The sequence below is a fragment of the Candidatus Goldiibacteriota bacterium HGW-Goldbacteria-1 genome, from assembly GCA_002839855.1.
Taxonomy (GTDB): Bacteria; Oederibacteriota; PGYV01; order PGYV01; family PGYV01; genus PGYV01.
On the sequence record PGYV01000002.1, the window covers coordinates 288294 to 307018 of the forward strand.

The 18725-nt window shown below is 42.3% G+C and carries 22 protein-coding genes, 1 tRNA gene and 1 pseudogene; 17 read left to right on the forward strand and 7 right to left on the reverse strand.

Going from position 1 to position 18725, the window contains the following annotated elements:
• Positions 1–32: 32 nt before the first annotated feature.
• The 6 genes from CVV21_02740 to CVV21_02765 form a co-directional block, all read right to left on the reverse strand.
• Positions 33–419 (reverse strand): four helix bundle protein, encoded by a 387-nt coding sequence (locus tag CVV21_02740; GenBank protein PKL92693.1) that lies wholly within the window; start codon positions 417–419, stop codon positions 33–35.
• A 2-nt stretch (positions 420–421) separates the two neighbouring features.
• A complete protein-coding gene (locus CVV21_02745; GenBank protein ID PKL92747.1) occupies positions 422–1966 on the reverse strand; it encodes a hypothetical protein in 1545 nt (514 codons plus the stop codon).
• Positions 1967–2035: 69 nt separating this feature from the next.
• A complete protein-coding gene (locus CVV21_02750) occupies positions 2036–2491 on the reverse strand; it encodes a cyclic nucleotide-binding domain-containing protein (GenBank protein ID PKL92694.1) in 456 nt (151 codons plus the stop codon).
• 86 nt (positions 2492–2577) lie between these two features.
• Complete coding sequence (locus tag CVV21_02755; GenBank protein ID PKL92695.1) at positions 2578–4248, reverse strand: hypothetical protein; 1671 nt, start codon at positions 4246–4248, stop codon at positions 2578–2580.
• Between the two features lie 24 nt (positions 4249–4272).
• Positions 4273–5115, reverse strand: coding sequence for a hypothetical protein (locus tag CVV21_02760; GenBank protein PKL92696.1), 843 nt, complete (start codon positions 5113–5115; stop codon positions 4273–4275).
• Positions 5116–5248: 133 nt separating this feature from the next.
• Complete coding sequence (locus CVV21_02765) at positions 5249–6025, reverse strand: hypothetical protein (GenBank protein PKL92697.1); 777 nt, start codon at positions 6023–6025, stop codon at positions 5249–5251.
• Positions 6026–6191: 166 nt separating this feature from the next.
• Here CVV21_02765 and CVV21_02770 point away from each other — a divergent pair.
• From CVV21_02770 to CVV21_02805, 8 genes are all read left to right on the forward strand, one after another.
• Positions 6192–6267, forward strand: a tRNA-Gln gene (locus tag CVV21_02770).
• Positions 6268–6445: 178 nt separating this feature from the next.
• The gene (locus CVV21_02775; protein PKL92698.1) at positions 6446–7291 is read left to right on the forward strand and encodes a bifunctional methylenetetrahydrofolate dehydrogenase/methenyltetrahydrofolate cyclohydrolase FolD; all 846 of its coding nucleotides are present in this window, start codon (positions 6446–6448) and stop codon (positions 7289–7291) included.
• Between the two features lie 5 nt (positions 7292–7296).
• On the forward strand, positions 7297–7782 hold the full coding sequence (locus CVV21_02780; protein ID PKL92699.1) for a pantetheine-phosphate adenylyltransferase: 486 nt from the start codon (positions 7297–7299) through the stop codon (positions 7780–7782).
• Positions 7783–7922: 140 nt separating this feature from the next.
• Positions 7923–8216 (forward strand): hypothetical protein, encoded by a 294-nt coding sequence (locus tag CVV21_02785; protein ID PKL92700.1) that lies wholly within the window; start codon positions 7923–7925, stop codon positions 8214–8216.
• Positions 8217–8339: 123 nt separating this feature from the next.
• On the forward strand, positions 8340–9551 hold the full coding sequence (locus CVV21_02790; protein PKL92701.1) for a hypothetical protein: 1212 nt from the start codon (positions 8340–8342) through the stop codon (positions 9549–9551).
• Positions 9552–9554: 3 nt separating this feature from the next.
• Positions 9555–11153 (forward strand): DUF1957 domain-containing protein, encoded by a 1599-nt coding sequence (locus tag CVV21_02795; GenBank protein ID PKL92702.1) that lies wholly within the window; start codon positions 9555–9557, stop codon positions 11151–11153.
• Positions 11154–11268: 115 nt separating this feature from the next.
• A complete protein-coding gene (locus CVV21_02800; GenBank protein PKL92703.1) occupies positions 11269–11535 on the forward strand; it encodes a hypothetical protein in 267 nt (88 codons plus the stop codon).
• Positions 11536–11691: 156 nt separating this feature from the next.
• A complete protein-coding gene (locus CVV21_02805) occupies positions 11692–12108 on the forward strand; it encodes a hypothetical protein (protein ID PKL92704.1) in 417 nt (138 codons plus the stop codon).
• A gap of 738 nt (positions 12109–12846) precedes the next feature.
• On the opposite strand, the pseudogene CVV21_02810 reads toward CVV21_02805, so the two are convergent.
• Positions 12847–12924: pseudogene (locus tag CVV21_02810) on the reverse strand (energy transducer TonB).
• Positions 12925–12970: 46 nt separating this feature from the next.
• Between CVV21_02810 and CVV21_02815 the strand changes: the two are divergent.
• From CVV21_02815 to CVV21_02855, 9 genes are read left to right on the forward strand one after another with little or no spacing between them, the layout of a single operon-like run.
• On the forward strand, positions 12971–13672 hold the full coding sequence (locus CVV21_02815; protein ID PKL92705.1) for a hypothetical protein: 702 nt from the start codon (positions 12971–12973) through the stop codon (positions 13670–13672).
• A 22-nt stretch (positions 13673–13694) separates the two neighbouring features.
• Positions 13695–14264, forward strand: a complete 570-nt coding sequence (locus CVV21_02820; protein PKL92706.1) for a LemA family protein — start codon at positions 13695–13697, stop codon at positions 14262–14264.
• Positions 14264–14755 (forward strand): 6-O-methylguanine DNA methyltransferase, encoded by a 492-nt coding sequence (locus CVV21_02825; GenBank protein PKL92707.1) that lies wholly within the window; start codon positions 14264–14266, stop codon positions 14753–14755. The genes CVV21_02820 and CVV21_02825 overlap by 1 nt, the downstream gene beginning before the upstream one ends.
• Positions 14756–14757: 2 nt before the next feature.
• Positions 14758–15159 carry a hypothetical protein gene (locus tag CVV21_02830; GenBank protein PKL92708.1) on the forward strand — a complete coding sequence of 134 codons (402 nt, stop codon included), beginning with the start codon at positions 14758–14760 and terminating at the stop codon, positions 15157–15159.
• A gap of 3 nt (positions 15160–15162) precedes the next feature.
• Complete coding sequence (gene recO / locus CVV21_02835; GenBank protein PKL92709.1) at positions 15163–15804, forward strand: DNA repair protein RecO; 642 nt, start codon at positions 15163–15165, stop codon at positions 15802–15804.
• A gap of 20 nt (positions 15805–15824) precedes the next feature.
• Positions 15825–16262 (forward strand): peptidase P60, encoded by a 438-nt coding sequence (locus CVV21_02840; protein PKL92748.1) that lies wholly within the window; start codon positions 15825–15827, stop codon positions 16260–16262.
• Between the two features lie 11 nt (positions 16263–16273).
• Positions 16274–16849, forward strand: a complete 576-nt coding sequence (locus CVV21_02845) for a hypothetical protein (GenBank protein PKL92710.1) — start codon at positions 16274–16276, stop codon at positions 16847–16849.
• Positions 16850–16870: 21 nt separating this feature from the next.
• A complete protein-coding gene (locus CVV21_02850; GenBank protein ID PKL92711.1) occupies positions 16871–18106 on the forward strand; it encodes a hypothetical protein in 1236 nt (411 codons plus the stop codon).
• Between the two features lie 2 nt (positions 18107–18108).
• Positions 18109–18702, forward strand: coding sequence for an MBL fold metallo-hydrolase (locus tag CVV21_02855; protein PKL92712.1), 594 nt, complete (start codon positions 18109–18111; stop codon positions 18700–18702).
• The last annotated feature ends 23 nt before the right edge of the window (positions 18703–18725 follow it).

The following is an 18725-nucleotide window of genomic DNA, read 5'->3' on the forward strand; positions in this document are numbered from 1 at the left end:
CAGTAATAACTTAAAAAAATAGATGACTAAAGTTATATGCGATTATGTTTAGCTGTTTTAATTGATGCGTGTATCATGGCTGCTATTTCGTCAGCTTCTTTGTATAGAACTGTTACACTAGACTCTATTACTAAAGCTGATTCAACTAATAATTCAAACCAATGCTTGCTTTCATCAATTTCTTCGGCAACAATGCCCAGCTTTGCGATAAATTCAGCAGTAGAACGTGCTTTTTTAGCGGCACGGTAATTAGCCGACACCGACGTTGCGCTTCTTAAAAGTTGATTGCCTAACGATTTATAAATATGATCATAAGGAAAGTTTTTTACAAGTTTTATGACATCAACTGCAAATTTCTTTGTCCTGTTTTTTAACTGATCTTTTTCATTAAGTTGTAACTTGTCACCTGTTACTTGCAACTTTATATCCCCACTTTCCAATGCTCTCTGTCCAGGCTTCTGTACTGAATGGCTTCCGCAATGTGGGTGGATGTAATATCCTCCGCGCCTTCTAAATCCGCTATTGTCCGTGATACTTTTAAGACACGGTCGTAGGCACGGGCGGATAGCCCTAAATTCTCTATTGCTGTTTTTAATAATGCCTGCGATTCGTTATCCAGCTGGCAGAACTTTCTTGTGTGCCTTGGGCCCATGTGGGCGTTAAAGAAAACTCCGGATTTTTCAAACCTTTTTTCCTGGGCTTTACGCGCTGCGTTTACGCGCTGCCGTATTGACGCTGAAGTTTCCGCCTCTGCTTTTGACGCCAGTTCGTTATATTCCACTACCGGGACTTCCACATGAATGTCAATTCTGTCCAGAAGCGGGCCGGATATTTTGGACATATATTTTTCACGCTGAGCCGGCGTGCAGGAACAGCTTTTGGTAGGGTGCGTGGAATATCCGCAGGGGCAGGGGTTCATTGCGGCAAACAATACAAACCTTGCCGGATAAGTTATAGAAACAGCCGCGCGTGAAATTGTCACATGCCCGTCCTCTAACGGCTGCCTTAAAACTTCCAGCACGTTTCTGTTAAATTCAGGCAGCTCATCAAGGAATAAAACGCCGTTATGCGAAAGCGACACTTCGCCGGGTCGAGGTACGGCGCCGCCGCCTATTAACCCGGCGTCAGAAATTGTATGGTGCGGTGAGCGGAATGGGCGTGTGGCAATAAGCGCGGTTTTTTCGCGCATGTATCCGGATACGCTGTGTATTTTAGTTGTTTCAATTGCTTCGGTTAAATTCATTTCCGGCAGGATAGTGGGGAACCTGCGGGCAAGCATTGTCTTGCCGGAACCGGGAGGCCCTATTAAAATTATGTTATGTCCGCCGGCGGCGGCTATTTCCATTGACCGCTTAACGTGCTGCTGGCCTTTAACCTCTGAAAAATCAATGTGATAAACTGAAGCCCTGGAAAAAACTTCTGTGATGTCTATTTCGTGCGCGTCAAGGGTAATTTCCCCGTTTAAAAAGTCAAATACCTGCCTGAAGTGTTTTACCGCAAATACATCAATTCCTTCCACCACAGCTGATTCATCGGCGTTGGCAAAGGGGACGATAATGCCTTTATAACCAAGGTTCTTTGCAAGCAGCGACATTGACAATGCGCCTTTGACAGAGTTAATAGAGCCGTCAAGCGACAACTCGCCGGTTATCATGTAGTTTTCAAGTTTAGCGGTGTTTAAGGTGCCGCAGGCGGCTAAAATGCCTATGGCTATGGGCAGGTCAAACGAAGGCCCTTCTTTTTTGCGGTCAGCAGGGGATAAATTCAGGGTAATTTTCTGGTTGGGGGGAAACTCTATCATGGAATTGGTAATGGCCGACTTCACCCTGTCTTTGCTTTCTTTGACGGAAGTATCGGGAAGGCCGACAATTGAAAAACCCGGAATTCCAAAGGTCATGTCTGTTTCTACTTCCACTTCATAAGCGTCAATGCCTAAAATAGATGCGGATTTAACTTTGCTTAACACAATAATCACCTGTAACTGCGCCGCATGCGGCCCAGCCCCTCTATGTTTTTATAACTGAATCTTAAATTATTATTCTATCCAGAAAGATATTACTTCCAGATTTTTGTTTGCCTGGCGCAGCCTGTTGCATAAAACACGCACAAGTATGTCAATTACTTTTAACGCTGTCTGCGGATATTTCTGCCTTAAAATCAGGTAGTTGGTGCGGGAAATTGAAATTACCACGGAATCGCCCGCGGTTTTTGCAGCGGCAGAACGGGGCATTCCGTCTAAAAGCGCCATTTCGCCGAAAAATTCCCCGGGATTAAGCACCGCTATGGTGTTTTCCTGGCCTTTAATTTTTTTTGTTATTTTTACCGAACCGGATTTTAATATGTACATTTTATCTCCGGGCCCTTCTTCCGGAAAAATGGTTTCATTTGGTTTAAGATTTTCTTCAGCGCATACGCTGTTTAAAGCTTCTATATCCTGCGGGGTTAAATCTTTAAAACCTTTTGATCCTGACAGAAAGTCAGCTGTTCCCATATAAAGTACCCTCCTATAATTAATCTTTAATTTTTATAGAATATCACGCGGTATAAACAATGGCAACTGCAAAATATAAAGAAATATCAGTAGAAACTGCGTGTGATTTTGGGCGGCGGGGGATTGTCGTCTTTTTTAGGCACCATTGGTTTTATGGGTTCTTCCGGTTTTACAGTTATCTGCCGGTTTGTAACCGCGGCTTCATTGAATTCAGGCATGGAATCAGTGGGTACAGGCGCGTCTGACCCCACAGCTTTTATTATTGTTTCCCGGTATGCTTCCGGCGGAAAATAAGTGTTATTCTGTGCGGGCGATGCTGAAGGGGGCTGCGGGGTTTCAAACAATGAAGGGCCTTCAAGTGATATAACCTGTATGGATGGTTCCAGCATAAAGCTGTTATTAACATGTGCGGACTCTTCAAAAGTGGGAAGTTCTACAACCTGCGGGCCGCTGTCAATTACCTGAAAATCATGCGTGTTCACGGTGGGGGGGATAACAGGCGGCGGGATAACAGGCGCGACCTGCATTGCAGCGGCTGATTCTGCGGCCATACGGGCAGCCTGTTCCTGTTTTATTTTCTCGCCAAGTTTTTTCATATATTCACTTCTATCATCTTCTGATTCGGCAGTGGTGTTAATAACCGGGGCAGCCACAGGCGGCACAACAACTGCCTTAACCTCCGGCGGTGTTTTAATTTCGTGTTTTTCTTCCTGTGGTTTTATATATCTGCTGAATAATTTCTGCACTTCTTCATAGGGTATCTTTTTTAAATCGGCAATACGCGAAATGCAGTCGTCCACAATTGCCCCGGATTCCTGAATACGTATTTGCGTGGTGAATTCAGCAATTGCCTTATCTGTATTGCCCCTGTTCTGATAAATCTGGGCAAGCATATAATGCGCGTTGGAATAAGCAGGGTCAAGTTCCACTGCTTTTTTGTAAGCTTTTACAGCCGTATCCGGATTTTCCATTTTGTCATATAGAAGCCCGATAGTGTTATATAGTTTGGCGTTTTTGGGATTAAGATACGCGGCGCGTTCAAGGGCTTTAATTGCCAGCATGTAATTTTCTTTGTGCTGGTAGGCATAACCAAGGTTTATATACGCGCTTATATAGTTGTTATCAATTGAAAGCGCCTGGTTAAAAGAAGCGACAGCTTTGTCGTACATATGCTGTTCAAGATAAGCCATTCCAAGGTCATGCATTGTTTTTGCTTTATTCATATTTTTCTTTGCGGCTTCTTCAAGCTTCTTTATGGCATCATCCATTTCGCCGCCTTTAATAAAGGCGTCAATTCCAAGGTGATAAAGCCGTTCGCTGTAAGCGGGATTAAGGTCGCCGGCTTTTTTGAAATTTATAAGCGCGTCCGCGTAACGGCCCATATCGTAAAGCAGGTTGCCCATGTTGTTGTATAACAGGGCGGCATCGGGGTTGTTTTCAACGCCTTTCTGATATACGAAAAGGGAATCGCTGTACTTGCCCTGGCGGGCAAATAAAAGTCCAAGGCTGTTATACGCCTCTGTGTGTTTGGGATTGGTGTTTATAAGTTTCTTAAAAAGCGCATAGGCGTTTTTATACTGGCGCATATCAGAAAATATGAAACCCAGGTTAAAAAGGGCGTCTTCATCAGCCGGATCCATTTTCAGGATCTTTTCAAACTCTTTTATTGCTTTGTCGTTTTCGTTTTTGTTTTCATATTCAAGGCCTTTTTTCAGAAATTCCTGTTTCTTTTCTTCTTCTGATTTAAAGAGCGCCATTGAAATAACCCTGTAAGTTACGCATTAGTAATTCATTAAAACGCCGGCGCCTATTACAAGCCCGCTGAAATCAAAAGCAATATCGTTTTCGGATGCATTTATGACAGTATCAGTTTCAATATATGTACCTTTTGCTTTCATCGTAGGCAGGTTAGCTATTCTATAACCGGCTGTTATTCCTGCAGAGATAGCGGTATTTATCATGTAGTCAAGCCTAAGGTCAAAGTCAGCGGCAAAGCATGAACCATAAATTTCTGACCTTTTCGGAACATTGGCTGTTCCGCCCACGTTTTCTTCAAACGTACCGTTTGCCCAGGCGTAGCCCGCGTAAGCGCCCGCTGAAATTATAAAATCAAGGTCAGTCAGGTAATAACTGTAAGTTAAACCGGCCATTACCGGAAGCAGTGAAACATCAATTTTATTCAAAGTACCTGTGCCTTCCGCGAAAGCTTTGATAAATTCAACTCTTGGGCCGGCTGACAAACACTGAAGAATTTTGATTCCAAAATCAACGCCCACTAAAAGCGCTGATTTAATCTGCTGAATATTGGAATTTGATGCAAACTTATTATAGTCAGCCATATTTAGGGTTGTATATCCCGCGAAAAAACGGACATCGCCAAAATAAATAGACTTGCTTGCTTCGTCAGGAAGGGCGGGGGATGTTTCCGGCTGTTCTGCTCCTTTTGTATCAAGTTCTTCCGCTTCTTCCGCGGCTTCGGCTTCTTCTGCGGAAGGTTTTGTATCTTCAACACTTACTTTTCCGGATTGAATATCCGCGTCAACAGGAAGTGTTTCTGCGGCAAAAATCGCTGCAGGAATAAAAAAAAGTAATAAGGCGGCTAAAAGTATTGCATATCTTTTCATGTTGTACCCCCACAATTTTTATTTATATTATTATAACATTAAAGACAGGTGAAAATCAAAAGTAAAAATATAAAAGCGGCAGGGTGTTTATCACGCTCTGCCGCTTTTATATGAAGGGTAATTTATGTAACTGTTAAAACCTTATATTTAATCCAACGCCTGCAAGAAAACCGGTATAGTTAACCTTTAATTTATCGCCGGCAAGGGATGTAAGCTGTTCATCGGCGCTTATAAGCACGTCTCCTGAAATAGGGTCTTTAACTTCATTTGTTACGTTAACATTTTCAATTAATGCGTACCTGTATCCGGCGTTTACAGTAAGGTTTATCATGGGCAGTATGTTCCATTCAATTGCAGCCGCGGCGTCTGCCATAAAACCGCCGCCGTCATATGGGACGGCATAGCTGATTTCCGGAATTGAAGTGCTGCTATTGGTTATTTTTGTCTGGTCAAGCCCGAATGCAAAACCGTAACCTGCGTAACCGCCTATGGTTATGGACACGGGGATAAAGCCAAGGTCCACATTGGCTGAAGCGCCAAATTCAACAGGCACAAGTATTGAAGAAACGGTATTCTTCTGTGTAACAAAATATGAAGGGTCCGGGTCATAGACATAACTGATGGTATTGGTTACCGGCAGTACATATTGAAGCCCTGCTCGCGGCCCGACGTTAAGGGCGGGTAAAAGCGACATTCCAAAATCCACATTTACAAATATGGAATCGCCGAACCTCTTTACGTCAGAAGGAAGATTTTGTTCCTGTGCATCAGTTTTGGCAATTTCCCAGCCGTTATTCATCTGGTCCATGTTGGCATACGCGTAACCGGCGCTTACGCCCGCGTTCATAAGAGAAAAAGAAGGTACGGCAAAAACGGTAAAAACAAATAGTGCAAGAAAAAGTTTTTTCATTTAATCCTCCTGTTTTTATTTTGTATAGAATAAATATATCAATCATAATTTTATAAGTCAAGTGGCATCAAAAATTAAAATTTTACGGCTAAATTTAAAAGCTTTATTTTATGTTTGATATTGACTTGCCTTTATTTAAGTGGTATATTTTAAAAGTTTTTCAGGTTGCCGGGTAGCCAAATTGGTAAGGCATCAGTCTCTGAATCTGAAGATTGTTGGTTCGAGCCCAGCCCCGGCAGCCAAAAACAAAAAGCCCCTGTAAAGGGGCTTTTTGTTTTTATACGGGCGAGAAACAAAAACGCCGCTGACAAAAGTCAGAAAAGCGGGCAGTGGGCGGGCGTCAGGCGCGAGGTAAAATTACTATTTTCTTTTAATCCATATTTGTTGTAGAATTATTCATCACTTATCGGAGGTAATATAATGGGTAATATTATTGACGGAAAAGCACTTGCGGCAAAGATAAAGGCGGAAATAAAAGAGGCGGTATCAGGCTTAAATTCAAAGCCCGGACTTGCGGTAATACAGGTGGGGGATGACCCTGCTTCAAAAGTATATGTGGGCGGCAAGGAAAAGGACGCGCTTGAAGTCGGATTTCATTCGGAAATTCACAGGCTTCCTGCTGATTCAAAACAGGAAACAGTTATAGAATTGGTTAAGAATCTTAATGAAAAAAAAGAGATTAACGGCATCCTTGTTCAGCTGCCGCTTCCCAAGCACCTTAATGAAGAACTTATTACAAATTCTATAGACCCGCTGAAAGATGTTGACGGTTTTACTTATAACAGCGCCGGCAGGCTGTTTACAGGAAGTAAATGCCTTGTCGCGTGCACGCCAAGCGGATGTATAGAGATGATAAAAAGCGCGGGCTGCGAAATTAAAGGAAAAAATGCGGTTGTAATAGGCAGAAGTAATATTGTGGGCAAACCAATGGCGATACTTTTGCTGCAGGAACACGCAACAGTTACCATCTGCCATTCACGGACACAGGATCTGGCTTCAATTACTTCCAAAGCGGATATTCTTGTTGCCGCTATCGGCAAAACAAAGTTTGTAAAATCGGATATGGTAAAGCAGGGGGCGGTTGTAATTGACGTCGGCATGAACAGGGATGAAAACGGAAAACTGTGCGGTGACGTGGATTTTGAAAATGTAAAAGATAAAGCATCGTTTATTACTCCGGTTCCGGGCGGGGTTGGTTTAATGACAAGGGCGATGTTAATGAAAAACACGCTTGAAGCATATAAAATGCAGTTAACGGGAGGGTAATAAATATGAAAAAAACAGCGGTATATCCAGGGACTTTTGATCCGGTAACTAACGGGCATATAGATATAATAAAAAGGGCTTCTAAGATGTTTGACAGTGTAATAATTGCTGTTTCTGAAAGTAAGCATAAAAAACCGCTTTTTAGCCTTGAAGAAAGGGTGAAAATGACAAAAAGCGCGGTAAAAGGAATAAAGGGTATAACTGTAGAGACCTATTCAGGCCTTTTGGCGGATTATCTAAAAACCACCGGCAGAAACGTGGTAATAAGGGGTATAAGGGTAATTTCTGACTTTGAATACGAGTTTCAGCTGGCGCTTTTAAATAAAAAACTTAATCCGGACGCGGAAATGATATATCTGATGCCGGACGAGAAATATCTTTACATTTCATCGTCTGCGGTAAAAGAAATAGCGGTTTATGGCGGAAAAACAGAATTGTTTGTGCCTGCACATGTTTCAAAAGCCCTTAAATCTAAAACTAAAAAGGCATAAATTTAAGGAATATTTATATTTTAAATAGAAATGTTATTATGCTTTTTATTGGATATTGCCTTGCGATGCGATAAAACCCTTGACTTTTAAGGGGTTTTAAATTATACTTTAAAAAAGCTTAAAAGGAGGGTACCATAAACATGACTAAAATTGAGATTGTTGACAAAATCGGTGAAAACATTGCGCTTCCAAAAAAGGACATTGAAAAAGTACTTGATCAGTTTGTGAAAATTGCTCAGGACGCATTACAGGAAGGCACAAAAATTTCAGTAACCGGCCTTGGTTCTTTTTCTGTTAAAGAAAGAAAAGGCAGGCTTGCAAGAAATCCTAAAACCGGGGAAAAGGTTGAAGTTCCGGCAAAGAAAGTTGTTAAGTTTAAACCCGGCAAAGAACTTGTTGAAGTGATGCTGGGAAAACCTCCGGCCGCACAATAAATAATTTAATAAATATAGGCGGCAGTATTTTGCTGTAATTTTTGTTTTGCCTGACGGGAAAGTATTTTCGCACGCTGTTGGGTTAGTTTATGAAATGCATAATATATTTAAGGAGATGTAAAAGTGGCGGCAAAAAAGGTTGTAAAAAAAACAGCTGTTAAAAAATCGGAAGAAAAACCAGTTAAAAAGACTGCTTCAAAAGCGGTTTCAAAAAAATCCGATAAGCCTGTTTTAAAAGCCAAGGAAAAAGCCGCCGTTAAAAAAACCGAAAAGCCAATTAAGAAAGAGGCTGTAAAAAATATAGCCGAGGAAAAACCGGAAAAAGCAATAAAACCTGCCGGAAAAAAGCTTTTGGCAAAACCTGCGGATAAAGAAAAGTTAACAGAAAAGAAAGTCATTAAAATTAAAAAAGCAAAAGCAGATATTCTTTCCGGCAAGACAATGTTAGAAGATGAAGAAAGTGAAGTGGAAGCCGCAAAATTTTACGCTCCTCAGGCAAAAAGTGATGAACTAAAAAAATACGAAGCTTCAATCGCCAAAGGCAGCATGCATGAAGGCGAACTTCCGGAGCGTTACTACGACAATAAACTTGTATTAATGGCACGAGACCCTTATTGGTGCTATGCGTACTGGGATATTTCACCCGAAGTGATGGCACAGAACACCCGTGCTGTTCAAGATGAATGGGGAAGGCACTGGCTTGTATTAAGGGTATATGATGTTACCGGGGTCAGTTTTGACGGGACGAATTCAAACAAATATATAGATATTTCCGTAACCGGGGACGCCAATAACTGGTATTTAAATGTATGGGAAGCCGGAAAAACATATCTTGTAGAACTTGGTTTTAAAACCACTGACGGCCATTTTATTTCAATAGCAAGATCCAATCAGGTTGGTACGCCGCTTGATGCTGTATCCACAATTGTTGAAGAGGAATGGATGTCGGTTGACGAGGATTTTGATGAAATCTTTAAACTGTCAGGCGGAGGCAAGAACACAATTGGCGCGTCTGAAAGGGCGGGGTTAAATCTTAACGAAACACTTTCATCGCAGGGCGGATCAGAAATTTACGGCAGCAATCAGGGAGTGCCCGGGGAAAAGAAACGCAAGTTTTTTCTTGTGGCTGACACAGAACTTATATTATACGGCGCAACAGAACCCGACGCAAAGCTTACAATAAAGGGCGAACTTGTAAAACTTGAAAGTGACGGTTCGTTTTCGGCAAGATACCACCTGCCGGACGGCGTGATGATTCTTCCCGTAGACGCGACATCCTATGACGGTGTTGATAATTTAAAAATAACATTTACCGTTGAAAGAAGCAAAAAGTAATTTATGAAAAAGGATCCTTCGGGATACTTAGCCCTAATATTGCACGCACACCTGCCTTTTGTAAGGCATCCTGAATACAATGACCCCCTGGAAGAAAACTGGTTTTTTGAAGCAATAACAGAAACCTATATACCTCTTATTAATACCTTCAATAAACTTATTGACGACGGTGTTGATTTCAGGATAACAATGTCACTTACCCCGCCTTTAATATCAATGATGCGCGATGAAATGCTTCAGCTGCGTTATTTAAAACACATAAACAGGCTTATAGAACTTATAGAAAAAGAAGTTACCAGAACGAAATTTGAACCACACTTTAACGAGACTGCAAAAATTTACAGGGAAAAATTTCATAATGCCAGGTTTGTCTTTGAAGAGAAATGCAAAATGGACCTTGTATCGGCTTTTGCAAAACTGCAGGAAGCCGGCAAACTTGAAATAATAACCTGCGGAGCCACGCACGGTTTTCTTCCGCTTGACCCCCAGAAACACGCGGCTAACGCGCAGGTAAAAGTGGCGGTTGACCATTATACGGAAACTTTTGGAAGACGGCCAAAGGGAATTTGGCTGCCGGAATGCGGTTATACGCCCGGCGATGATGAAATTCTAAAAAATAACGGCATAAGATATTTTATGGTGGATACGCACGGAATTCTGCACGGAAATCCACGGCCCAAGTACGGCGTCTTTGCACCGGTCTATTGCAAATCGGGGGTTGCGGCCTTCGGGCGCGATATGGAATCATCCAGGCAGGTCTGGAGCGCCAAATCGGGGTATCCAGGGGATTTTCGGTACAGAGAATTTTACCGCGATATAGGATATGACCTGGATTATGATTATATAAAACCTTATATACATGAAAGCGGAATAAGGGTTAACACAGGAATAAAATATCACAAGATAACCGGGGGCGTGGACCTTTCGGGGAAACAGCCGTATAATTATTATGATGCGCTTGAAGCTGCCGCCACGCATGCTGGCAATTTTATGTTCAACAGGGAAAAACAGGTGGAACATTTAAGGTCGGTAATGAAACGCAAGCCTGTAATTGTGGCGCCCTATGACGCGGAACTTTTTGGGCACTGGTGGTATGAAGGCCCTAATTTTATAGATTACCTTTTAAGAAAAATGCATTATGACCAGAACACCGTTGACACTATAACGCCTTCTGAATACCTTGAAAAATATCCTGAAAACCAGGTGGTAACGCCGGCCTTTTCAAGCTGGGGCGCCAAAGGTTATGCTGAATTCTGGCTAAATTCCACCAACGACTGGATATACAGGCATCTGCATAAGACATATGAAAAAATGCACGAACTGGCTGTAAAATACAAATTCAAACCAATAGACCCGATGACAGAGAGGTTATTAAAACAGGCGGCAAGGGAAGTGCTTCTGGCGCAGTCAAGCGACTGGGCGTTTATCATGAGAACGCAGACTATGGTTGAATACGCTGTTAAGCGCACAAAGAACCACATTATGCGTTTTTATAAGATAAACGAAATGCTGTTGTCTGAAAATATTGACGCGGAATACCTTATGGAAATAGAATTAAGGGATAATATCTTTCCTAATATTGATTGGACTTCGTTTGCGTAAGTAATTTTGTAAGTTAAATATAATTAACAAAAAACTTGACAAGAGTATCTTATTAATGTAATATTTAAGCAAGAACAGGACTTCAATCGACAGGTACCAGGGGGCGGTGGATACTATGGCGGCTAAAAAGAACGGTAATTCTACCGAAACGAAGGCGGATTATTTCAGGGTTTCATTAACACTTCCAAAAGAACTTGATGACTATCTGGAAAAGTTCGGGTCCGAAGCAAAGTCCAAAGGCGGTTTCAAGCTGGCCAAGACAACAATCATACGTTCCATGGTCAGGGCATTAATGCATTTAAAAGTGGATTTGCAGGGAGTTAAACAGGAAGAAGAACTTGAAAAAAGAATAGAAGCCGCATTTAAAAAGAACGGCAAGTAAACTGCCTTAATGCGCATCTTAAAACCGGTGCGCATATCTATGCGCTGGTATAACCATAAAATCCCTCATATAATCATATATATATCTAAAAAATTTACGGCATAAAAAATGCTTATATCATATCAACTTGGTTTAAATAAATGTAAGGGGTAAAAAATGAAAAAGTTGATAATAATAAGCTGCGCCTTGATTATGCTGTTTAATTGCACGGGATGCGCCACGCTTGCTTCCTATTTTGTTCCTGAAGAAAAAGATAATTATTTTGATTATCTGAACCCAATGTCGGGGTTTAATGAAATAGCAGCTAAACCGGTAAAAGCGGTTGCTGCCGGACTGAAAGAAAGAGCGAAAACTAAAAGCACCCCCGAAAATACTGTTCTGACAATTATTATGACTGCGGTAATAATTGCAGGTCCGATAATTGGCGCGACAATGGCGTATAAAGAGACGGAACCGCATGTACGTAATGGGGCATATATATTTGGGGTTATAGGCGCCGGACTTGGCCTTTTGGTAAGTTGTATTATTGACGCAGTGCTGTGGACTATAACGTCTTCAGATCAAGAACTTTAATAGGACCTATTGGTCTTATAGGTCCTATCAAGGTCAGTTCTATTGAAAAACCTTCCATATATGATATAATCTTTTCATGAAAAAAATATTATTTATTACAGTATTTATATTAACCGCCATGTTTACTGCGGTTTTTGCCTTAACTACAAAAGAACTTAAGCCGTCAGCGTGGGTTAATGATTACGCGGGCATAATGGATGAAGCGGGTAAGCAGAAGACAGAAGCGCTTATAAACCTGGTGCAGGCACAGTCCGGGGCGGAAATAGCTGTGGTCACGCTTAGTTCTCTTGAAGGCAATGATTTAAATGACTTCACAAACACGCTCTTTGAACAGTGGGGAGTCGGCAAAAAAGGCAAAGACAACGGTATAATGCTTTTGGTGGCGTTTAACGAAAGGCAGGTCCGCATTGAAACCGGCTACGGCCTTGAAGGCGCCATTCCTGACAGCAGGGCAGGCACAATAATAAGAGAGACAATTGCGCCGGCTTTTCGGCAGAATGATTATTCCGGCGGAATTTACGCTGCGGTGTATCAGCTTGCCGCAATTGCTGCGGCTGAAGCGGGCGTTGAATTAAACGTACAGGCGCCGACAGCATATTCCTCTCAGGGCACAACAAGGCAGCTGACTAAAGGCGAGAAAATACTTATGGTTATCTTTATGATAATAATGATTCCTGTTATAATAAAAAATCCCTGGATATTATTATATCTGTTAAGCAGCGGGCGCGGCGGCGGCTACAGCGGACGGGGCGGTTTTGGCGGCGGCTTTGGCGGTTTTGGAGGAGGAAGTTCCGGCGGCGGCGGCGCGTCGGGAGGATGGTAGTAAATATGCCGTATATGGATGAAATATACAGGAGGATACATGGATAAAAAAATTGAAAAGTTTATTAAAGAAGTAAAGACGGCGCTGGGAGAAAACCTGAAGTCTTTCATACTTTATGGCTCGGCGGCATCTAATGACAGTTACAAGACATCAGATATAAACACCCTTATTGTTGTTAAGGAATGTGATACCGTGACTTTAAAATCGCTCTCCGCGCCTTTTAAGAAATGGATAAAAACAGGAAATCCGGCTCCGCTTCTGTTTACGTATGACAGGATAAAATACGCGGATGATATTTTTCCGATGGAGTTTCTTGATATAAAAGAAAACCATGTAATGCTTTTTGGCGATGACATCTTCAAAAAGATGAAGATAAGGACGCAGCATCTAAGGCTTGAAATAGAGCGCGAAATGAAAGGCAGTATTCTGCGGTTAAGGCAGGCATATATTCTTACGGGCGGAAACAGCAGGGATGTAATAAAACTTATCAGGGGTTCTGTTTCCACGTTTGTTGTTATTTTTAAAGCCATATTAAGGCTGTACGGAAAAAAAGTACCTGCCAAGAAATGGGATATTATTATGAATATGCCCAAAAACTTTAAACTTAACCACAGTATTTTCGCGGACGCGCTGGCTTTAAAAGAAGGGCGGGAAACCGTGGCGGACGCGAATATGTTTTTCAGCACATACATGGCGGAAATAGAGAAAGTAAACCTGATAATAGACAGGTTTAAAAAATAAAAAACATAAGGAGAATATTAAGATGAAAAGCGGAATGAAGGTACTGGCGGTAGTCCTTGGCCTGGTGTTGCTTGTGGCTATGCTTTTTGGATCTGTTTACAACAAACTGGTTAAGTTTGACGAAGGCATAACAGCTGCATGGGCACAGGTGGAAAATGTCCTGCAGAGGCGCGGTGATTTAATTCCGAACCTTGTAAATACAGTTAAAGGCTACGCGAAGCACGAAAAAGAAATTTTTGAAAACGTGGCAGCTGCAAGGGCGGGGCTTGCCGGCGCAAGAACAGTTGATGAAAAGGCAAAAGCGGCAGGGGTTATGGATACGGCTATTTCAAGGCTTCTGGCTATCGCGGAAAATTATCCGCAGCTTAAAGCAAATGAAAGTTTTAATAAATTAATGGATGAACTTGCAGGATCTGAAAACAGGATAGCCGTTGAAAGAAAAAAGTACAATGATGTTGTTCAGGCGTATAACACAACTGTCAGGACGTTTCCGGCAAATATCATAGCCGGCATGTTTGGTTTCCAGAAAAAAGAAGTTTATTTTAAGGCGGAAGAAGCAAAAAAAGAAGTCCCGGCAGTAAACTTTAATTAATGTTTTACGGCTTATTTAAAAGTAAATTCGGCACGGGAGCAGTTGTCCTGTCTTTAAATGGCGCCCTTGTTGAGGTGTTTTTGCCGGATGCGGGTATTGAAAAGACGTTGAATAAGAAGTATCCCGGTGCTGTAAGAAAAAGTGTTAAAGAAGCCGCGATGCTGGAAAACTATTTTGCAGGTAATGATGAAAGTTTTAAAGGCATTAAAATTGATTTTTCAGGGCTGCCGTTATTTACCGTTAAGGTATTAAAGGCAATAAGAAATATACCGCGCGGTGAAACGGTGACTTATAAACAGGCAGCCGCCATGGCAGGCAATATTAAAGCCGCAAGGGCGGCAGGCAGCGCTTTGTCACGCAATCCTGTGCCGGTAATAATCCCGTGCCACAGGGTACTGGCAAAAAACGGGCTTGGCGGTTTTTCGGCGGGGATTAAATGGAAATTAAGGCTGCTTGAAATTGAAAAAAAGAAAATTAACCGGGAGATTTAAAAATGAAAAAAACTGTAAAAACTGTTCAGAAGAAAACGGTTTATAAGGCCGCCTGTGCGGACTGCGGCGCGCTTATACCTGAAGAACAGGTATGCGTAAAAGACGGAAAACATTATTGTGTTTCCTGCGCGGTCAATGAAAAACAGCCTTCCTTGTACGCGCCTAAAGGTTTTTTAAAAGTTATAGTTTATATTTTGTGCCTTAATCCGGTAATCGGTTTCCTGATAGGCACTTTGTATCATTCACAGCCGGATAAAACAAATAAGGCTTTTGCAAAGGTTTGCTATATTATCATGGCGATAGGGCTTGTGTTCTGCCTGTTTTTTCTTTTTTTAATGGCCGCGGCGGGTAGTTTTATGTCCGGCGCTGAAGGCGGGGCATACATACAGGAAGGATATTACTAAATAATGGAAATTAAAACTTCCGGGATTGTTTTAAAAAGGTTTGACAGGGCGGAAAATGACAATGTTACTTCTGTTTTTACGGAAGGCGCAGGCAAGATATACGTTGTTTCCAAAGGCACCAGAAAACCTGCCAGCCGTTTTAAAAATTCGCTGGAACTTTTCAGTTTAAGCGATTTTATGCTTACAAGAAAAAATCCTGATTCGCGTTATTTTACCCTTATACAGGCAAAGCCGCAGAACTCTTTTGCAGGCATAAGAAGCAGTTTAAAAAAAATCGCGCTTGCTTATTACATCATAGAACTTGTGGAAAAGTTTATGCAGCCGGAAGACGTCAATAATGAGATGTATGGCCTTGTTTTAAAGACACTGCTGGCGGTTGAAACCTGCGGGGTAAAAGAAGCGGCGGAGCACGGCGCAAGGTTCAAGGCCCAGCTTCTTAAATGCGCGGGGTTTAACCCGTCTGATGACGCGGAATTTCTGGATGCCCGCTGTGTTGAAACCTGCGTCAGAGAGCAGTTAAAAGAGATGGGCAGCGGTGATAATGGATGCTATTCGGATGCCCTTAATAACATACTGGATTCATACATTACGACAGTCCTTGAAGAAGAGCCTGAAAGCATGAAGTTTTACGGGAGCATAAAATGAACCGGAAGATTATTTATCTTATGGCGGCTGTGCTGTTTCTTTTTTCGGCGTGTGCTTCATTAAAAGGTTCGGGTGAGACTGCAAGGGCTTCCGGGCCGAACGCAAACGCAAGGGAAGCCGTGGTAAACGCGGCCAAGGATATGCTTAACAGAAGCTATCAGTATGGATCGCTGGACTGTTCCGGGCTTGCACAGAAAGCTTATTCTAAGGCCGGTATTAGCATTCCAAGGACAGCTTTATCGCAGTATTCAAAGTCAAAAAAAATCGGCAGGTCAAACCTTGAAAAAGGGGATCTGGTCTTCTTTAATACAAGCGGCGGCGGTGTGTCGCACGTGGGCGTATATATAGGCGGCGGTGTGTTTATTCACGCCCCCAAAACAGGCGACTCTGTAAGAAAAGACGAACTTGAAAACGTCTATTGGAAAAGAGTTTATATGGGCGCCGGACATTACTTTTAAGAGGTAATAATATGAGACTATTTAAAACAGCAGTCACAGGGGTTCTGGTTCTGGTTTTTATTATATCTTCGGGTATAATTAGCAGGGCTGAATTATATAATCTTGAAGTGCAGCAGGAAATTGAAAAAGAAGCTCAGCTTAAAGAAGCCGCAAAAAAGCCTGTAAAGAAAAAAGAGAAAAAGAAACCTAAATTGACGGGTGAAGCTGCCAAACGGGAAAAAATTGTAAACGCTGCCATGGCGCTTATAGGCCAGGATTACTGGCCGGGCGGGACAGGCAGCGAGGAAGATTATGGCTACGATTGTTCCGGGTTAACACAGCATGCTTATATGGCAGCGGGTATAGCCATTCCAAAGAAATCAACAGAACAATACAGAAAAGCAAATATCATACTGCAGAGGGAATTAAAAAGAGGGGATCTTGTATTTTTTAACACGCGTGGAACGGGTGTGAATCATGTGGGTGTTTATATAGGCGGAGGTATGTTTGTACACGCGCCGGGTATTGGCAAACAGATTCAGACAGCGGATTTAAATAAAAACTATTGGGGTTCCAGATTTTTTGGGGCGGGAAGATACATAAAATAAATTTACGCTGCGGGGGTTAAAATGGATTTGAAAAAATTAAAGAGCCGGGTTACCTTTATCAAACTGATGATATTTGTGGTTTTTGCCGTTGCCATCTTTTTTGCGGTCACTTCAAAGCCTAAACTTAGCCCTGAACTTGCCGCCAACCTTACAGAGGTGGTTTTTAAATCTTTCGGAGGCGAAAGGGCGGATTGGGCGTGGACACTTCTTGAAGATAATGGTTATGTAGCGGTGGGCGACACGGCTTCATATGGAGCCGGGCTTACGGATGTATATCTTATAAAGACAGATTATGACGGCAGCCTTTTATGGACAAGGACTTTTGGCGGCGCCGGAAAAGATAATGGGATAGCTGTTATAAAAGGGCATAAACAGGGTTATGTCATAGCGGGCGGCACCGGTACTGATACCGCGGGAGAGATGGACGCGTATATTGTAAGGACGGACAGCGACGGGGAAAAAGTCTGGGAAAAGACATTTGGCGGCGAAAACTATGACTTTGCTTATTCTGTAGCCAAAACACGCGACGGTAATTATGTGGCGGCGGGGTATTCAAGTTCTTTTAATACGGAAAAAAATTCTGACATTTACATTTTTAAGTTTGATGATAAAGGCAATAAGATATGGGATACAGTTTACGGCGGAGCCGGCTGGGACACGGCGTACAGCATAATTGAAACAAAAGACGGCGGGCTGATTTACACCGGATATATTGATAAGCAAAAAGAAGGCGAGACAGATATAATATTGATGAAAACAGACGCTGAAGGAAACTGCAGATGGGCAAGGACATACGGAGGCGTAAGAAAAGACGTGGGGACTAATGTCATAGAAACTAAAGACGGCGGTTATCTGATAACCGGAAAGTCCACGTCATATATAGGAAGAGGAATGGGATGGGATATAATAGCGCTTAAGACGGATGCAAAGGGCAACAGCCAGTGGGCGGCATTTCTGCCTGCAGCAGAGTCTGATGTGGGCTACAACGCCGTTGAAGAAAAAGGCGGTTATACGATAGCCGGTACAAAAAGGTGTTACGGAATATGTGACGCGAATGTTTACATTGCTAAAATTGACCTTAAGGGCAACACGCTCTCTTATAAGATTTACGCGGGCAGCAAGGATGATAATTGCAGCTCTATAATTAAAGATTCAAAGGGCGATTATGTCCTTGCTGGTACCACTTCTTCCGCCGGAAACCTAAGCGGCGATATATTCCTTATGAAAGTTGACCCGCAGGGAGTTAAAACCTGGTAAAGATGAAAATTCATACATTGGTATCAGAAGATTACGGGGAAAACACTTATATTCTGGAAACGGGTGATAATAAAGCTGTTGTAATAGACCCGGGAGCGGAATATCCGCAGATTTTATCTGTGCTACAGGAAAACAAACTTAATGTTGAATATGTCCTGCTTACTCACGGACATTACGACCATACAATAGCGGCGGAAAATTTCAATTCCGCCATCATTTACGCTCACGCCGAAGAAAAAGACCTGCTGGCAGCTCCTGCATACAATCTTTCCGCCTATACAGGACGGCAAATAAGTGTAAAAAACATTAATTATATAGAGGGTAATGAAGCACAGGTTAACGGCATGAAATTCTATCACACCCCCGGGCATACTTTAGGCTGCATGGTAATTCTTATCGGGGATATCCTTTTTTCAGGGGATACGCTTTTCTATGATACGGTGGGAAGGACAGACCTGCCGTCGGGGGATTCGAAAAAACTTCAAAACAGCTTAAAAGTATTTGATAAATTTGATAAGGATATAACTGTTTACCCGGGGCACGGCACACCATTTACGCTTAGGGATGCTTATAAAATAAACTATTTTTTAAAGTGATAAATTGCCGGCCAAACATACTG